The organism is Enterobacter sp. Sphag1F (genome assembly GCF_014193275.1).
Classification (GTDB): Bacteria; Pseudomonadota; Gammaproteobacteria; order Enterobacterales; family Enterobacteriaceae; genus Pantoea; species Pantoea symbiotica.
In genome coordinates this window covers 399,764-414,727 of record NZ_JACHZD010000005.1, presented here as the reverse complement: position 1 = coordinate 414,727, position 14,964 = coordinate 399,764, and the positions used below count along the sequence as shown (strand labels likewise).

General features: G+C 55.3%; 15 protein-coding genes. 5 read left to right on the top strand and 10 right to left on the bottom strand.

The genetic code is table 11. The features are described from left to right. Positions 1-4: 4 nt before the first annotated feature. Genes FHW71_RS17965 through FHW71_RS17955 form a run of 3 tightly spaced genes read left to right on the top strand, consistent with a single transcriptional unit; the run spans position 5 to position 2,425 of the window. Entirely contained in the window at positions 5-1,234 is a 1,230-nt protein-coding gene (locus FHW71_RS17965) for a thioredoxin family protein (RefSeq protein ID WP_061719151.1), read from the top strand. Positions 1,235-1,251: 17 nt separating this feature from the next. Further along, positions 1,252-1,809, top strand: coding sequence for a sigma-70 family RNA polymerase sigma factor (locus tag FHW71_RS17960; protein ID WP_179452328.1), 558 nt, complete (start codon positions 1,252-1,254; stop codon positions 1,807-1,809). Then, positions 1,796-2,425, top strand: coding sequence for an NrsF family protein (locus FHW71_RS17955; protein WP_179452329.1), 630 nt, complete (start codon positions 1,796-1,798; stop codon positions 2,423-2,425). Before FHW71_RS17960 ends, FHW71_RS17955 begins: the two co-directional genes overlap by 14 nt. Before the next feature lie 40 nt (positions 2,426-2,465). On the opposite strand, the gene yiaK is transcribed toward FHW71_RS17955, so the two are convergent. Together yiaK and FHW71_RS17945 are read right to left on the bottom strand one after the other, a co-directional pair. Continuing rightward, positions 2,466-3,482, bottom strand: coding sequence for a 3-dehydro-L-gulonate 2-dehydrogenase (gene yiaK / locus FHW71_RS17950; RefSeq protein WP_179452330.1), 1,017 nt, complete (start codon positions 3,480-3,482; stop codon positions 2,466-2,468). Next, on the bottom strand, positions 3,463-5,028 hold the full coding sequence (locus tag FHW71_RS17945) for an MFS transporter (RefSeq protein ID WP_179452331.1): 1,566 nt from the start codon (positions 5,026-5,028) through the stop codon (positions 3,463-3,465). Before FHW71_RS17945 ends, yiaK begins: the two co-directional genes overlap by 20 nt. A gap of 292 nt (positions 5,029-5,320) precedes the next feature. Here FHW71_RS17945 and yahO point away from each other — a divergent pair, with 292 nt between their 5' ends. Continuing rightward, complete coding sequence (gene yahO, locus FHW71_RS17940) at positions 5,321-5,590, top strand: DUF1471 family periplasmic protein YahO (protein ID WP_154157509.1); 270 nt, start codon at positions 5,321-5,323, stop codon at positions 5,588-5,590. 135 nt (positions 5,591-5,725) lie between these two features. Here yahO and FHW71_RS17935 read toward each other — a convergent pair whose 3' ends face one another. The 3 genes from FHW71_RS17935 to FHW71_RS17925 all read right to left on the bottom strand — a co-directional run bounded on the left by FHW71_RS17935 (position 5,726) and on the right by FHW71_RS17925 (position 8,719). Beyond that, the gene (locus FHW71_RS17935) at positions 5,726-6,862 is read right to left on the bottom strand and encodes an HlyD family secretion protein (RefSeq protein WP_179452332.1); all 1,137 of its coding nucleotides are present in this window, start codon (positions 6,860-6,862) and stop codon (positions 5,726-5,728) included. Between the two features lie 3 nt (positions 6,863-6,865). Then, complete coding sequence (locus tag FHW71_RS17930; protein ID WP_179452333.1) at positions 6,866-7,180, bottom strand: DUF3302 domain-containing protein; 315 nt, start codon at positions 7,178-7,180, stop codon at positions 6,866-6,868. A gap of 471 nt (positions 7,181-7,651) precedes the next feature. After that, positions 7,652-8,719, bottom strand: coding sequence for an SDR family oxidoreductase (locus tag FHW71_RS17925; RefSeq protein ID WP_179452334.1), 1,068 nt, complete (start codon positions 8,717-8,719; stop codon positions 7,652-7,654). A gap of 100 nt (positions 8,720-8,819) precedes the next feature. Between FHW71_RS17925 and FHW71_RS17920 the strand changes: the two genes are divergently transcribed. Continuing rightward, positions 8,820-9,722 carry a LysR family transcriptional regulator gene (locus tag FHW71_RS17920; protein ID WP_179452335.1) on the top strand — a complete coding sequence of 301 codons (903 nt, stop codon included), beginning with the start codon at positions 8,820-8,822 and terminating at the stop codon, positions 9,720-9,722. 117 nt (positions 9,723-9,839) lie between these two features. Here FHW71_RS17920 and FHW71_RS17915 read toward each other — a convergent pair whose 3' ends face one another. From FHW71_RS17915 to FHW71_RS17895, 5 genes are read right to left on the bottom strand one after another with little or no spacing between them, the layout of a single operon-like run. Beyond that, a complete protein-coding gene (locus FHW71_RS17915; protein ID WP_061719142.1) occupies positions 9,840-10,490 on the bottom strand; it encodes a methionine ABC transporter permease in 651 nt (216 codons plus the stop codon). Then, positions 10,474-11,574, bottom strand: a complete 1,101-nt coding sequence (locus tag FHW71_RS17910; protein WP_179452336.1) for an ATP-binding cassette domain-containing protein — start codon at positions 11,572-11,574, stop codon at positions 10,474-10,476. Before FHW71_RS17910 ends, FHW71_RS17915 begins: the two co-directional genes overlap by 17 nt. A gap of 2 nt (positions 11,575-11,576) precedes the next feature. After that, positions 11,577-12,383, bottom strand: coding sequence for a MetQ/NlpA family ABC transporter substrate-binding protein (locus FHW71_RS17905; RefSeq protein WP_179452337.1), 807 nt, complete (start codon positions 12,381-12,383; stop codon positions 11,577-11,579). A 20-nt stretch (positions 12,384-12,403) separates the two neighbouring features. Then, positions 12,404-13,765 (bottom strand): LLM class flavin-dependent oxidoreductase, encoded by a 1,362-nt coding sequence (locus tag FHW71_RS17900; protein ID WP_179452338.1) that lies wholly within the window; start codon positions 13,763-13,765, stop codon positions 12,404-12,406. Further along, on the bottom strand, positions 13,762-14,964 hold the full coding sequence (locus FHW71_RS17895; protein ID WP_179452339.1) for an SfnB family sulfur acquisition oxidoreductase: 1,203 nt from the start codon (positions 14,962-14,964) through the stop codon (positions 13,762-13,764). The genes FHW71_RS17900 and FHW71_RS17895 overlap by 4 nt, the downstream gene beginning before the upstream one ends.

Here is a 14,964-nt window from a genome sequence, read left to right as displayed (position 1 = left end):
AGCGATGTTAACCGCCATGCTGGCCGCCTTCATCGGCGGCATCATTCTGAACTTAATGCCCTGCGTATTTCCGGTGATCTCGCTGAAAGCGCTCGGCCTGTTGCGCCATACCGATAACGCCGCCAGCGCGCGTCGTGAAGGAATGGGCTTTTTACTTGGCGTTGTGGTGACCATGATGGCGCTGGCGGGCATCCTGCTGGCGGCACGCGCCGGTGGCGCGGCGGTTGGCTGGGGTTTCCAGCTGCAATCGCCGCTGGTGATCGCCTTGCTTTCACTGGTTATCCTCGCCGCCGCGCTCAATCTGCTCGGTGTGTTTGAAGTGGGCTTATCGGTACAACGCGTTGGATCGGTTGACGTCGGTCGCGGTGCCTTTACGCGCTCAGCGTTGACCGGTGCGCTGGCCATTATCGTCGCCACGCCGTGCGCCGCACCTTTTATGGCGAGCGCCATCGGCTATGCATTGGTGCAGCCGCCCGCCGTTGCCTTAGTGATCTTCTTTGCGCTGGCCATCGGCTTCGCCGCGCCGTTCACGCTGGTATCGCTGTTCCCGGCGTTGGCTAAATTCCTGCCGCGTCCCGGCGCATGGATGGATGTGTTAAAACGCGGCCTGGCGTTCCCGATGTTTGGTGCTTACGCCTGGCTGGTTTGGGTGCTGGCGCAGCAAGCGGGAAGCGCGGCGCTGGCAACCTTACTGGCCGCCTCGGTGATAGTGGCCTTCGCCGGCTGGCTGTACGGCATGGCGCAACATCGCCACTTTGCCGGGAAAAGTCACAAGGTGCTGTATGCCGTTACGGCGGTGCTGATCATCGCCGTAATCGCACCGCTTCCTGGCCTTATCAAACCCGGCGCAGGTCTGGCAGGCGATCAGCTGACGGCAGAAGTTACCAAAGCCAAATGGACGCCGCAGGCGGTTGAAGCGCAGCGCGGTCACGGTAAAGCGATATTTGTCGATTTCACTGCGTCCTGGTGCATCACCTGTCAGGTGAATGAGAAAACCTCACTCTCAACTCAGGCCGTGAAAGATGCCATCGCCAAAACTGGCACGCTGTACATGGTGGCAGATTCCACTAAATTTAATCCGGACGTGGATGACACCATGAGCGAGTTCGGTCAGGGCGGATTACCGATGTATCTGGTTTACCCTGCCGATGGCGGACCGCCGAAAGTGCTGCCGCAGGTGCTGACACCGAGTATTGTGGTCAACGCGCTGAACCAGGCGAGCAAGAAGGCGTAAGAACAACAAGGCGGATTATGCAAACAAGCGATAGCGCGCGCGAAAGTTGGCCCACGCTAATGGAACAGGCGCAGGCGGGCGATCAGCTCGCCTACACCCGACTGCTGAAAGCGCTGGTGCCGGTGATTCGTGCGCAAACACGCAAACAGATCGCCGATAATGCACTGGTAGAAGATGTGATTCAGGATGTGCTACTGACGGTGCATCGGGTGCGTCACACCTATGATCCTGCCTACCCTTTCTTACCCTGGCTGATGGCGATTATCTCGGCGCGCGTCATTGATGCGCTGCGGCGACGCGGTCGCCATCAGCAGTGGGAAATTAACGACGACGCGATGCCGGAAGTGGCTAGCCCGCCCGACGCCCCGCAGCAGGACTCGCAGGAAGAGCTGGCCGGCTACCTGCGCCAGCTGCCCTCGCGTCAGCGCGACATTGTCGAACATGTTCATCTGCGCGAAATGAGCCTGACGGAAGCAGCCGCGCATAACAATTTAAGTGTTGCAGCGGTGAAATCGCTGTTGCACCGCGCGCTGACCAATCTGCGCCGTTTTGGAGCCAATCATGACCGATCATGAACTGTTAATTGAAAAACTCGGGCGCGAGATGCGGCCCGTCAAACCGCTGCGATCCACCAGCTGGCGCGTCATCACCTGGCTGCTGCTGGCGTTACCTTGTGGCATCGCCGCCAGCTTTTTGGTGCAGCGCAGCTTCACCGACTGGGCGCAGCCCGGCGCGTTGCAGGCAATTCTGCAGCTGGTGCTGGCGTTTATCCTCGGCACGCTGGCGATCCGTAGCGCCTTCAATATGAGCATCGCCGGACGTCGCAGTATCAGCTGGAAAGCGCTGCTGCCGATTGGCTTGTTGTGGCTTGGCATGAGTATCAGCCAGATTCCCGGTGAGGTGCCAATCGAACATGACAACGACAGCGCGCGCTGCTTTACCTTTCTGCTGGTGGTGAGCACACCGATGATGGCGCTGATGATCGCCAGCCTGCGCCGCACCCGTGCACTGCATCCGGTGCGCAGTTTGGCGATGGCCGGCTTGGGCGTTTCCTGCATGGCAGTGACGCTGCTGGCGTTTTGTCATCCGGTGCATCTGCATCCGCTAGATTTTGTCATGCATCTGGCGGCGATAGTTACGATAGTGGCGTTAACCGTGCTGGTCGGGAGACGTTGGGTAACGTTGCGTTAAATACGGATTAAAACGGGGGATTTAAAATCCCCCATTTTAATCATCGACCCGCCAGTTGCTGAACTTCCTGCCAAACACCATCATCAACCGGAATCCCTTCAACCCTATTACGCTCACGGGTAGCGCGTTGACGCTGACCGGGCCATGTGACGTGATTGAATCCCTCCGCAACCTCAGATCCATTCACATACTGCTGAATAGTCTCAGCCAGTTGATCGCTGAAATCTCTGCCGCTGAGTTGCGCCGGGTCGAAGACCATAAAGATCTGGCTGGCTCCGGTGCAACTGCCTTGCTGGATAGTGTCAATTTCGGCGGTACAACTTCCTCCTGAAAGTAGAGCGGCCATCGCATCCAGCAAAATCGCCAGGCCGGATCCTTTCCAGTAGCCCGTTGGCAGAATACGCATTGATTGCTCGATAGGCGCAGGATCGCTGGTCAGGTTTCCCTGCTGATCAAATCCGCCAGGATACGGCAATTGTTCCCCGTTCAAACGCGTTACCTGCAGCTTGCCATATGAATACTGCGACATCGCCATATCCAGCACTAGCGGCCCTTGTTTCCCGGGTACCGCCATCACAAACGGATTATTGCCGAGTCGGGTATTTTTACCGCCCCACGCAGGCATGCAAGATTCGGTGTTGGTCCAGCAAATTGCGGCCATTCCCTGTTCTGCCGCACGCCATCCATAGGTGCCACCCCGCATCCAATGCGTCGTGTTACGCATCGCTACCAGCCCCATGCCATTTTCACGCGCTAACTCAGTCGCGCGGTCAACGGCCAGAATGGCATTGGTAATGCCCGGCCCGCGCTGCCCATCCCACACTTCCATCACGGCCAAACTCTTGACGCGTTCCGGTACGGCGTTCGCATCAACCCAACCTTTCTTCAAATAATCAACGAAGCGTGCGACCCGATTCAGGCCATGCGACGGAATGCCGTCGCAGCTGGTTTCGGTATGAATTCGCGCGCACAACGCCGCTTGTTTCGCCGCTAGCCCGGCGTTTAATAACGCCTGCTCAATCGTAGACTGCATAGTTTCAAAGGTGATGCGTGTCATGTTGCTGGTTTCCTTTAGCAGTAAGGTTTTCTGCGCGTGGATCGATGCGCTTCATAATGTCGTTTTTGCCCCATAAACTGGCCCACGGCCAGCCGGTTAGTCTTTCTGCGACCGCGCGCGTTTCGGCGGAGGCTTCGGCGGGATTTCCGCCTGCATGGCGGCGTTGAATCTCAGCAATCAGCAGGGCGTGATTGTGGCGGTTCAAACTAAAGCCACGGGCGCTAAAGAGTCCGACAGTCAGGAAAATTAGCGCACCAATGCCAAATACCAGTGCGATGCCGTGAATGGCTTCGGGAGGCTGACTTACTGCGCCTTTACCCGCAAAACCATAGGATTGCAGTACCAGCCCGACAATAAATAGCGCTACTGCCTGCACAGCTTTGCGCACGAAGGTCATCACGCCAGCAAAGATGCCTTCACGACGCTGGCCAGTTAGCATTTCATCGACGTCCGGAATAAAGCTGTAGATATTCCAGCACACGTATTGGGTACCTGAACGCCCCATTCCCATAACAATCGCTGCGCCCCAAACCATCCACATCTCCGCGCTAATGCCAAACGCATAGAAGCTGATGAACAGCGCCACGCTGACGAGCATCAGGTATTGCGCCAGCTTGTAAGCCGCGCCATTACCAATATGAATACAGAAAGGGATCCAGGCAGCGATGCAGAAGAATTGCACCACCGACATAAAGGTCATGCTGTTGGCGGCATCAATAGCACTGTGACCCAGCACAAAAATGATGTAATACGCCAACACTGCGCCAAGCACATCAAGCGCCACATAAGCTCCGAGATACATGCCAACGTGCTGACGGAAGGTGCGCACCTGGAAAGTTGAGAGCAGCGAGCGGAACAGCGCTTTCATGTCACGTTTGAACTCAACCGGCGCGGGCTTCTCGGTGATCTCGATGGCGCGTTCCCAAGTGAAGAAGTAGAGCCCAAAAATTACGATGGCGAACAGCGTGGCAAAGATAACTGCCATATACAGGAACGAGGAGGAGGCGTTATCACCCAGCACAGCAATAATTGCGCCCGGCAGCCAGGCGGCAAGAATGCCGGCTCCCATTGAGAAGAACATGCGCACGCCAGTCAGACGTGAGCGCACATGGAAATCGTGAGCCATTTCCGCCGCAAGGGTTTCGTAAGGCACGATGACCAGTGTGTAGCAGGCATAAAAAAGGATGTAAGTAGCGAGATAATAGGCGAATCCCATGTCGCTGACCCACATGATGATGTAACTGAAAAACACCAGCGGTGCGCCAATCAGGAAGAAAAAGCCGCGACGACCGAAACGCTGCCCAAGCCGGTTACGCCAGAAGTTGTCGGTTACGTATCCCATCAGCGGATCAAAAAATGCATCTAGCAAGCGCGCAAAAGCAATAACTGCACCTGCTTCTGCTGGGCTTAATCCGCCATAGGTGGTGTAGAAATACATCAGCCACAGGCCAAGAATCGTAAAACTTCCGCCACCAAAAACATCGCCGCCGCCATAGGCCAGCATGTTTCTTAATTTGATAGGTTTCTCTTCCGAACGGTTAATCATCAGCAGCACCTTGTCAGGAGTTATGCCATAAGAATTGACCCTTGATTAACTGCCATACAAGAATGTTTCTGGTATTTTGTGATGACTAACAAAAATTCAGCTGATGAATACGGCTAAATTGTGACCGCAGAGACGTTTCGAAAATTCTAATGAATATGCAGGGTGACGTTGAAATGGATACGAATTATGGGGCCAATAAAAAACGTAATGAGTTGCTTCAGGTTGTAAATGTTTCGCTTCTAAACTATACAATAATAGCAACTCATCTTTTTTCTCTAACCCAAGGATCAGTATGAAAAAGTTAATGTTAGGCTTAGTCATTAGCGCTTTATCATTCAGCTCATTTGCCGCGCAACTGATGACCAAGGTCGAGTTTGAAAAAGTAAAAGATCAGTATGTCGAGGTTGGCAATATTTCCACTTCAGGAGAAATGGATGCTGCCAGTGCCAAAGAAGAGCTGTCTAAAATGGCAGATGAGAAAGGCGGCGACATTTATATCGTGACGTCCGCGAATACCAACAACAAAATTTATGGTACTGCAATCGTCTACAAGAAAAAGTAATTTAAAAACTGCCTCAGCATGAATATGACTTATGCTGGGGCAGTCCTTTTCAAATGCAATAACCTTAACGTAGGGTCGCCATTCATGGCGACCGATGCAAGCTTGACTAACAAGCATTAAATAATATCTGTTTTATTAATGGTCAAGATAGAGATAATGAACCCAGCTGGTCATGCGTAACAAAACCTTACGCATTACTGAAACATGCGAAAAGTGATCGGAATAAACAGCAACCTGCGCAAAAATACCATCCGGCAATGCATCGACTGCCGCATCAGGATCCAATTCAACCACTGCCAGCACGCCATCAGAACCGGGATCGATCGTCAAAGATTGCAAGGTTCCCTGAGCCTGATAAGTACCGCCCGAAACCACCGGAATAATTCTCAGCAGTTTTGCGCTAAATACTTGCCCCGGCAGCGCATTAAATACCACTTCCGCTTCATCACCGGGCGTTAGACGCAACAATGAATTTTGTCGAAACTGGGCAATAACCTGACGCTTCTGTTCAGGTATAAAAATCATCACTGGGCGCAATGGCAATGATGAGGCGAAAGAACCGGGACGAATTAACACCTGCGTTACGTATCCATCACTCGGCGCACGAATAATCGTTTGATCAAGGTTATATTGCGCCTCTGCTAATTGGGCTCTGAGGCTGACAATCTGCGATTGCTCGCCGCCGACCATGCTATCCAACTGGCTTTTTATCTGCCTTTGCTCAGCAACCGATCCTTTTACCAAAGCATCCTGTGCAAGATAGTTTTGCCTTGCATCATCAATATCTTGTTCAGAAAATGGATTTACGCGGGCTTTACTGCCGGAAAGATAACGCTGGTAATTTTTGTATAACCGGTCTCTTTTCGCACTCACATTTGAGGTATTCGCCAGGGATTCCTCTAATTGTCCACGTAATACCTGAATATTATGGATGGCAGTGACGAGGTCAGCATTCAACCTGTCGACGCGCGCTTTAAACAAGGTTTGATCAAGGCGGAAAAGCATATCCCCCTTTTTAATCCGCATATTTTGTTTGTCAGTGACTTCGGTGACAATACCGGTCACTTGCGGTGTCACAGGGATGGCGATAACGGCTTTTTGTGCCAGCGAAGTATAGGGATGATTATAATTCATTAACAATATCAGGCCGCTGACCAGCACAATACCGCCCAATGCTGCTGTTGGGACTGTCCATTTATTTACCGGTATTCTGAATATTTTGAAAACGGCCCATGCCAGGGCGACATAGGTCAATATAATCAGTAAGTCCATATGTCACCCCTTCGGAGAATCCCGGTCTGCCGTCACCTTTTGTTCCAATGCCGTTATGCGGTGTTCCAGTGACGCGTTCCTACCTTCCATTCCCCAGCCTCGATCTGGCCGGTAAAGCGTGGCCCAAATCCATAAGAATGGCCATAAGACGTGGAGTGTAAACAGGCTAACCCAACCCGCGACGTGTATTGCATCCGCGTGTGGATGATTACGTGATTTTGCAATGAGATAAGGGATATCGTGGAGCACAATTATCCCGTAAAAGATGACAAGAAAAACAAACACCAAAACCCCAAGTGCAAAGTAGTTAAGAAACATACCAGCCTCGAATTTAAAAGATGCGTAAAGATCAATATAGACCGCATTATTTTTCCTGAACATTTAATTAGAAAAATAATTTATTCAGCGCTCAAAATAAATAGCAGGCTATGGATTTAACGTGTACAAGATAATTTATATTGTACAACTTAAATTGCAAAGGTGAGGATAGTGATGATAGGAATAAAATCAGCTGAATGAGCATGTTAATGAATAAAAAATCATTAATTACTTATAGGGATATAAACTAATCATAGGCAGGATGTGACTTACGTTATTTATATTTTTACCTCAACGCTTTTAGCGCAGGCTTTGCGATCAATACCGGATGTTATGTATATAGGTGCGCATGAATGCGCACCCTACAAAAAACGCGCCAAACCTTTGTAGGGTCGCCATTCATGGCGACCATTTTACACTTAACTGACGTGCATCAGCCCCGGCAAGCCGCCATTTTCTATCAACCGAACGTTACTGCGGAATCACCTTCTCCGCTTTCAACCGATCAAACAGCTGAGTGAATGAATCCAGCGTTGAACGATAACCGGTGAAGCCCGCTTTGCGGCTCTTGCTCATGTCGGTGAAGGCTTCCATCGGACGGCCCAAATCTGCGTCGGTGTGCCACCATGATGCCAGTTTAGTGATATCGGCCTCACGCAACTGATAACGCGCCGCCACTTCGCGCCACGCTTCAGCGGCATCCTGCATGCGCCCTTCCAGCGGCATCATCTGCACCGGATACGCTGCTGCTTCCACGCCAAAATAGGCCGCCAGACGTGGCCACAGCCAGTTCCAGCGGAACACATCGCCGTTCACCGCGTTGAAGTCCTGATTGGCCGCTTCTGCCGCAGTCGCGGCCCACAGCAGCTGTTCCGCCAGTAAACCGGCATCGGTGACATCGGACACACCATTCCACTGCTCGGGCGAACCTGGGAAAATAAACGGCAAACCTTGCTCGCGGCACAGCGTGGCGTACACCGCCAGCGTCTGGCCCATATTCATCGCGTTACCCAGCGCAAAACCGACGATAGAGTGTGGACGGTGCACGCTCCAGCGATAGCCATATTTCTCCGCACCGGCAAACACTTCATCTTCCTGCGCGTAGTAGAAGTTATCGACCGGCTGACGTCCCTGCTCTTCGCGGAATGGCGTTACCGGCACTGCGCCTTTGCCATAGGCTTCGAATGGGCCGAGATAATGCTTCAGGCCAGTCACCAGCGCCACATGCGCGCCATTCAGACGCTCGCCCAGCGCTTCAATCACGTTACGCACCATGCCGCCATTCACGCGGATATTCTCTTTTTCATTTTCCTGGCGCGACCAAACGCTGAAGAACAACGCATCCGGCTTCTCTTCCGCCAGCGCAGCACGCACCGCATCGGCATCCGTCAGATCGGCGGTCAGGCTGCGGCAACCTTCAGGCACAGCGCCACGTCCGCGTGATAAACCGCTCACCTGCCAACCTTCGCGCTGCAATTTTTCTGCCAGCGCACGTCCAATCACGCCGCTGATGCCAACAATCAATGCCTGCTTTTGCATTTCAATTCTCCTCAGTTTCAGTAATGATGAGTTTAATAGAGAATTAAATTCCCATCTCTGGCATTAATTCACGGCATTCACAACCTGAGTTCACGAATCCATGCACGATCAGCGCCTGAAAGATATCGTTCCCTTTGTTGCCAGCGTCGAGAGCGGCAGCTTTGCCGCCGCCGCTGAACGCTTGCATCTTACCGGTTCCGCGGTGAGTAAAAGCGTAACACGGCTTGAAACCCGTCTCGGCTCGCGGCTGCTGGAGCGCACCACCCGCAGCCTGAAACTCACCGATGCCGGCAACGCCTATTACCAAACCTGTTTGCGCATTATGGAGGAACTGGCAGAAGCCGAAGCGGTGCTGGCGGCGCAGCGCACCATTCCTTCCGGACGTTTACGCTTAGCGGTGCCGAACACCTATGGTCGCCTTGGCGTGATGCCGCTGCTGATTCCGTTTTGTCGCCAGCATCCGGATGTGGAGCTCAATCTGACGTTTTCGGATCGCTTTATCGATCTGTTTGATGAAGGGATTGATGTTGCGGTGCGCATTGGTGGCTCGCCGGATCTGCCCGCCTCGCTGGGCTGTCGTCAGATGGGCCGCGAACGCATGGTGTTTTGCGCGTCACCCGATTATCTGGCGCGCGTGGGTCGGCCCAACAGCGAAGCCGAATTATTGCAGCATCAGGCGATTATGTATGAACGCGTTGATGGCAGCACCAAGCCGTGGCTGTTTACTACGGAAGATGGCTATCCGCACTGGCGCAACCTGCCGCACCGCATGGCGCTGGGTGATGTGGATGCGCAGATGCAGGCGCTGTGTGCCGGATTAGGCGTGGCGCAGATGCCATCGTGGCTGGTGCGTGAACCGCTGGCGCGCGGCGAGCTGGAGATTATTCTACCCGAGCAACAGCCGGACGGTTTGGCCTTAACGCTGATCTGGCCGCGCCGCAAGCAGCTGCTACCGAAAGTGGATGCGCTGCTGGCGGCGTTGGGAGGATTACAGATCCGCTAAATCGCGGCCATTTAAACGGTGCGCATAAATGCGCACCCTACGAAAACCCCACATCACCGTCATGCAGATAACGCGCCGTAGGGTCGCCATTTATGGCGACCTGGCCAAACACCGCACCTAACGGTGATTCAACCTGCGCGACAACCTGTCGCCAAAAAACTGCAGCACTGTCACCAACGCCACCAGCACCACAATCACCGTCAGCATCACCTGCATATCAAAACGCTGATAACCGTAGCGATACGCCAAATCCCCCAACCCACCCGCGCCAATCGCACCTGCCATTGCCGAGGCGTTAATCATCGTCACCAGCGTAATGGTAAACCCGCTGACAATACCGGGCCGCGCTTCGGGCAGCAGCACATGCCAGATAATATGCCAGCGATGAAAACCCATCGCCTGCGCCGCTTCGGTCAGCCCTTTATCCACTTCGCGCAGGCTCACCTCGGCGATGCGCGCAAAGAACGGCGTCGCCGCCAATGTCAGCGGCACCACCGCCGCCCACACGCCGTAGGTAGTCCCGACGATCCAGCGGGTAAACGGAATCAGCGCCACCATCAGAATTAAAAACGGGATCGAGCGGAACAGGTTCACCACCCAACCCAGCACGCGATTCAGCAGCGGGCTGGGGAACAGATCGCCGCGTCCGGTTACCACCAGAATCACCGCCATCGGCAATCCGAGCGCCAGCGCCAGCAGCGACGACACGCCGACCATCAGCAGCGTATCCAGCAGCCCAATCCACAAACGATCAATAGCCAGTGACATAGCCCGGAATCTCCAGTTGGTCCGCAATCGGGGTTAACAGCGTCTGCGCGGCGTCCGCGTCGTGCTGTGAGTCGAGCAGCAACATCATTTGTCCGGTCGGTTTGCTGTCCACCCATTCCACCGCGCTATAAATAAGCGTCAGCTCCCCGCCAACTCGCGCACTCAGCGCCGCCAAATCCGGCTGCGCGCCTTGTCCGGTGTAGCGCAAACGCACCAGCAAGCGTGAATCGCCATGCTGACGCGCCGGCGTCAACAGCGGTTGAATCGCTTCCGGCAACGCGCTGAACTGCGGGTTAAGCAGCTGTCGCGTGGTCTCTTGCTGCGGATCGCTATACACCTGCCACACCGGCCCGCGCTCAATGATTTCGCCCTGATCGATCACCGCCACCTGATGACAGAGATCGTGCACCACATCCATTTCATGGGTAATCAGCACGATAGTGATGTGCCGCTGTTGATTGATCTTTTTCAGCAGCGCCAGAATCGAGCGCGTGGTTTCCGGATCGAGCGCCGACGTGGCTTCATCACACAGCAGCAGCTCAGGATCGTGCACCAGCGCGCGCGCGATGCCGACGCGCTGCTTCTGCCCGCCGGACAATTGTGCAGGCCAGGCGTGCTGGCGCTGCTCAAGGCCCACCAGCGCCAGCAGCTCATCCACTTTGCGCCGCCGCTGCGCCACAGGAACGCCTGCCACTTTCATCGGCAGCTCAATGTTTTCCCGCACCGTTTTTGCCGATAGCAAATTGAAGTGCTGGAAAATCATGCCGGTACCGCGTCGCCAATCCACCAGCTGACGATCGCTCAGCGTGCCGAGATCGATCCCGTCAATCACTACCTGACCACGAGTGGGATTTTCCAGCCGATTGAGGCAGCGGATCAGCGTCGATTTACCCGCGCCGCTGCGCCCAATGATGCCGAAAATCTCACCGCGCTTAACCTGCAGATCGACTTCTTTCAGCGCATCCTGAGTCTGTCCGGGATAACGTTTACTCAGGCCACGAATCTGCACGTGGATTTTCCCTGCCGTCTCAGCCGTCGGTGACAGCAACGCATCGCGCTCGCCGGGTAGCGTCAGGCTAACCATGCTTACTGGCTCCAGCCCGGCTGATACAGCTTGCCGTAGAAGTCATCAAGTTTGGCGCGCACCACCGGCGAATGTTGATAGATATCAACGAACTTCGCCAGGCGCGGATCGTTCTGATGACCATCGCGGATCACGAATTGAATCACGTATTCCGGATGCTCCAGCCCATCGAACAGTAGCGCGTTGTTCGGATCGATGGTCTTCGACAGACGCAGATAGTGCGGATAACCCTGCGCTAAATCGACTTCATCCAGCGAACGCGACAGCTGCACCGCTTCCACTTCGATAATCTTCAGATGCTTCGGATTGCTGACAATGTCATCCACGGTAGATTTGAGGCCCGCGCCGGGTTTCAAGGTAATCAGCTTGGCTTTTTGCAGCAGCAGCAGGCCGCGCGCGCCATTAATCGGATCGTTGGCAATCGCCACCGTGCCGCCATCGGGAATCTGGTCAATTGCGGTATGTTTTTTCGAATAGAGCCCGATGTTATTGATGATCGCTGGCGCGAACGGCACCAGATGGAATCCGCCCTGCTGATTGGCGTTCTCAAGGAACGGTTTGTGCTGGAACAGGTTCACATCGATATCACCGTTTTCCACGCTGACGTTCGGCGCGGTCCAGTCGGTGAATTCCACCAGCTCAACGTTTAACCCTTGTTTCTTCGCCTCGGCAACGGCGGTTTCCAGCGGCGGTGCAAAGGCGGCGGTAGTGCCAACTTTCAGCGGGCCGCTGTAGTTTTCGGCGGCGACGGCGCTAAACGCCAGCAGTGCGACGCTGGCAGCCAGCGCAAAATGACGTGCAATGTTCATATCAGATCCCTGAGGTTAAATTAACGAAGGTTAACGCCGTCGCGCCAGCGCGCCGCCGGATGGCGATCGGGCAAGCGGTCTTGCTGTTGAAAAATTTTCTGCCGTAGCGAACCGGGCTGATACGCGGTCTTGAAGCGGCCGCGCTGCTGTAATTCCGGCACCACCAGATCGATAAAATCGCGGTAGCTCTGCGGATTGAGAATGCGCGTCAGGTTAAAGCCGTCGATATCGCCTTCATCGATCCAAGTAATCAACGCATCCGCGACCTGGCTCGGATTGCCGACGATCAGCGGATAGCGGCTGCCCATCGCGTGCTGCTCCAGCAAACGACGGCGCGTCCAGCCGCTGAAGGCTTTGCTCACTGATTCAATGGCACGCGTGTCGCCAGTCTGAATCGGCTCATCGAGTTCGAACGCTGCCAAATCCAGGCCAATCGAGCTGGAGAAATGCGCGATACCGGCTTCCGGGCTGGCGTATTCGAGATAGTTTTTATGCTTCTCCTGCGCTTCGCGTTCGGTTGGCGCGACAATCACGCTGACGCCCATAAAAATGCGCAGATCGTCAGGATGGCGTCCGGCAGCCACCGCTGCCTGGCGCAGGCGTGTCGATTGCTCGCGCATTGCGGCAGGTGACGCGGCATTGACAAAGCTGCACTCGGCGTGACGTCCGGCGAACTGCACGCCGCGCGCCGAGGAACCGGCCTGAAACAGCAGCGGCGTACGCTGCGGCGACGGGCTGCTCAGGTGAAAACCCTGCACCTGATAAAACTCGCCCTGATGATTGATTTGATGGATTTTGCTGGCATCGGCGTAGCGCCGATGGGCTTTATCCTGCACCAGCGCATCATCCTGCCAGCTGCCTTCCCACAGCTTGTAAGTGACATCGAGAAACTCATCGGCCTGATCGTAGCGGCGGTCGTGCGCCAGCAGCTGTTGCTGGCCCATGGCACGCGCGGCGCTGTCGAGATAACCGGTGACGATGTTCCAGCCGATACGCCCTTTGGTCAGGTGATCGAGCGTGGAAAGGCGGCGTGCAAAGGGATACGGCGCTTCATAACTCAGGTTGGCGGTAACGCCAAAACCCAGATGCTGCGTGACACTGGCCATGCCGGAAATCAGCATCAGCGGATCGTTGACCGGCAGCTGAATCGACTCTTTAGCGGTCAGGCCAATGCCTTGTTGATAGACGTCATACACGCCGAGAATGTCGGCGATAAACAGCCCATCAAACAGCCCGCGCTCCAGCAACCGCGCCAGATCCAGCCAGTGATCCAGCGAGTTGAAATCCACCGAACGATCCTGTGGATGCGTCCACATACCGTGATGAATGTGCCCAACGCAGTTCATATTGAAGGCGTTAAGCAGAATCTGTTTTTGATTCATATCGTCCCCCGACGCGGCGGCAACACGCCATTCAGCAGGTAGTTGCCGATTGCCGGATATTTCCAGCGCACCGGATCGTGCAAGGTGTGGGTGCGCGCATTGCGCCAGTGGCGGTCAAAGTTGTGTTCGCGCAGGCTGGAACGCGATCCGCCGAGTTCAAACAGCAGATTGCTGGCCTCCAGCGACACTTCCGTGGTCCAGGCGCGCGCCTTCGCCACTTCCACCGACGCCAGCGCCACGTTTTCGGCACTGGGATCGCGCTGCGCGACGTCAACCGCATCACCCGCAATCGCCAGCAGTGCATCGCCGGCGCTCAGACGTGCGGCCAGACGACCGGTGCGATCGAGCGTCAACGGATCGTCGCTGGCGCGTTCTACACCGCTGTCCGGCCACGGACGTGCACGTTGACGCAGGAAATCGAGCATGTCTTCAAACGCCGCCCGCGCAATGCCCTGATCGATAGCGGCATGCATAATCTGCGCGAATGGCCCAACGGTGCTCGGACGCTCAAAAGCGGTCTGGAACGGCACCACATCTTCCGGCGCAATGGCTACGTCACGAAACTGCACGCTGCCGCTGCCGGTGGTGCGCTGACCAAAGCCGCTCCAGTCATCAATCACGTTGACGCCATGCTGATGGCGCGGCACAAACACCAGTTGCTCTTTGCCGTCGTCGGCAATCGCCAGCGTCGGAATACGGTCGGCATACAGCGCACCGGTGCAGTAAAACTTGTTGCCGTTGAGGCGCAATCCTTCGGCCTGCTGCGAAACCGCCGTAGAACGTTGATGTGCGGCAGGCGAACTGAATTCCGCCAGCGCATTACCGTGATGCACACCTGCCAGCACTTCGGCGTAGAGCCGCTGTTTCTGCGCCTCGCTGCCGTTGATGCGCAGCACTTCCAGCGCGTAAAAATGGTTCTGCGGCACCTGACCAATCGAACCGTCGGCGGCGCTCAATATCACGAAAATCCCGGCCAGTTCGGCGGTAGAAATCTCGATGCCGCCAAAGTCACGCGGCACGGTGATAGCACCGAGTCCGGATTGAAACAGCTGCTGCAACTCGGTGTGCGGCAATTCACGTTCGCGGTCGCGCTGGGCTGAACCGGCACGAAAACGTTCCGCCAGTTCCTGCGCCACCTGCAACGCCTGCTGGGCATGAGTAATGCGCGTCGCGCGCTGTTTAGGCGATACCTGCGTCAT

Bases quoted from the DNA above. Each gene is read 5' to 3' on its own strand.
- FHW71_RS17965 (WP_061719151.1), top strand. From the start codon at position 5: ATGTTAACCGCCATGCTGGCCGCCTTCATCGGCGGCATCATTCTGAAC.
- FHW71_RS17960 (WP_179452328.1), top strand. From the start codon at position 1,252: ATGCAAACAAGCGATAGCGCGCGCGAAAGTTGGCCCACGCTAATGGAA.
- FHW71_RS17955 (WP_179452329.1), top strand. From the start codon at position 1,796: ATGACCGATCATGAACTGTTAATTGAAAAACTCGGGCGCGAGATGCGG.
- yiaK (WP_179452330.1), bottom strand. From the start codon at position 3,482: ATGACACGCATCACCTTTGAAACTATGCAGTCTACGATTGAGCAGGCG.
- FHW71_RS17945 (WP_179452331.1), bottom strand. From the start codon at position 5,028: ATGATTAACCGTTCGGAAGAGAAACCTATCAAATTAAGAAACATGCTG.
- yahO (WP_154157509.1), top strand. From the start codon at position 5,321: ATGAAAAAGTTAATGTTAGGCTTAGTCATTAGCGCTTTATCATTCAGC.
- FHW71_RS17935 (WP_179452332.1), bottom strand. From the start codon at position 6,862: ATGGACTTACTGATTATATTGACCTATGTCGCCCTGGCATGGGCCGTT.
- FHW71_RS17930 (WP_179452333.1), bottom strand. From the start codon at position 7,180: ATGTTTCTTAACTACTTTGCACTTGGGGTTTTGGTGTTTGTTTTTCTT.
- FHW71_RS17925 (WP_179452334.1), bottom strand. From the start codon at position 8,719: ATGCAAAAGCAGGCATTGATTGTTGGCATCAGCGGCGTGATTGGACGT.
- FHW71_RS17920 (WP_179452335.1), top strand. From the start codon at position 8,820: ATGCACGATCAGCGCCTGAAAGATATCGTTCCCTTTGTTGCCAGCGTC.
- FHW71_RS17915 (WP_061719142.1), bottom strand. From the start codon at position 10,490: ATGTCACTGGCTATTGATCGTTTGTGGATTGGGCTGCTGGATACGCTG.
- FHW71_RS17910 (WP_179452336.1), bottom strand. From the start codon at position 11,574: ATGGTTAGCCTGACGCTACCCGGCGAGCGCGATGCGTTGCTGTCACCG.
- FHW71_RS17905 (WP_179452337.1), bottom strand. From the start codon at position 12,383: ATGAACATTGCACGTCATTTTGCGCTGGCTGCCAGCGTCGCACTGCTG.
- FHW71_RS17900 (WP_179452338.1), bottom strand. From the start codon at position 13,765: ATGAATCAAAAACAGATTCTGCTTAACGCCTTCAATATGAACTGCGTT.
- FHW71_RS17895 (WP_179452339.1), bottom strand. From the start codon at position 14,964: ATGACGCAGGTATCGCCTAAACAGCGCGCGACGCGCATTACTCATGCC.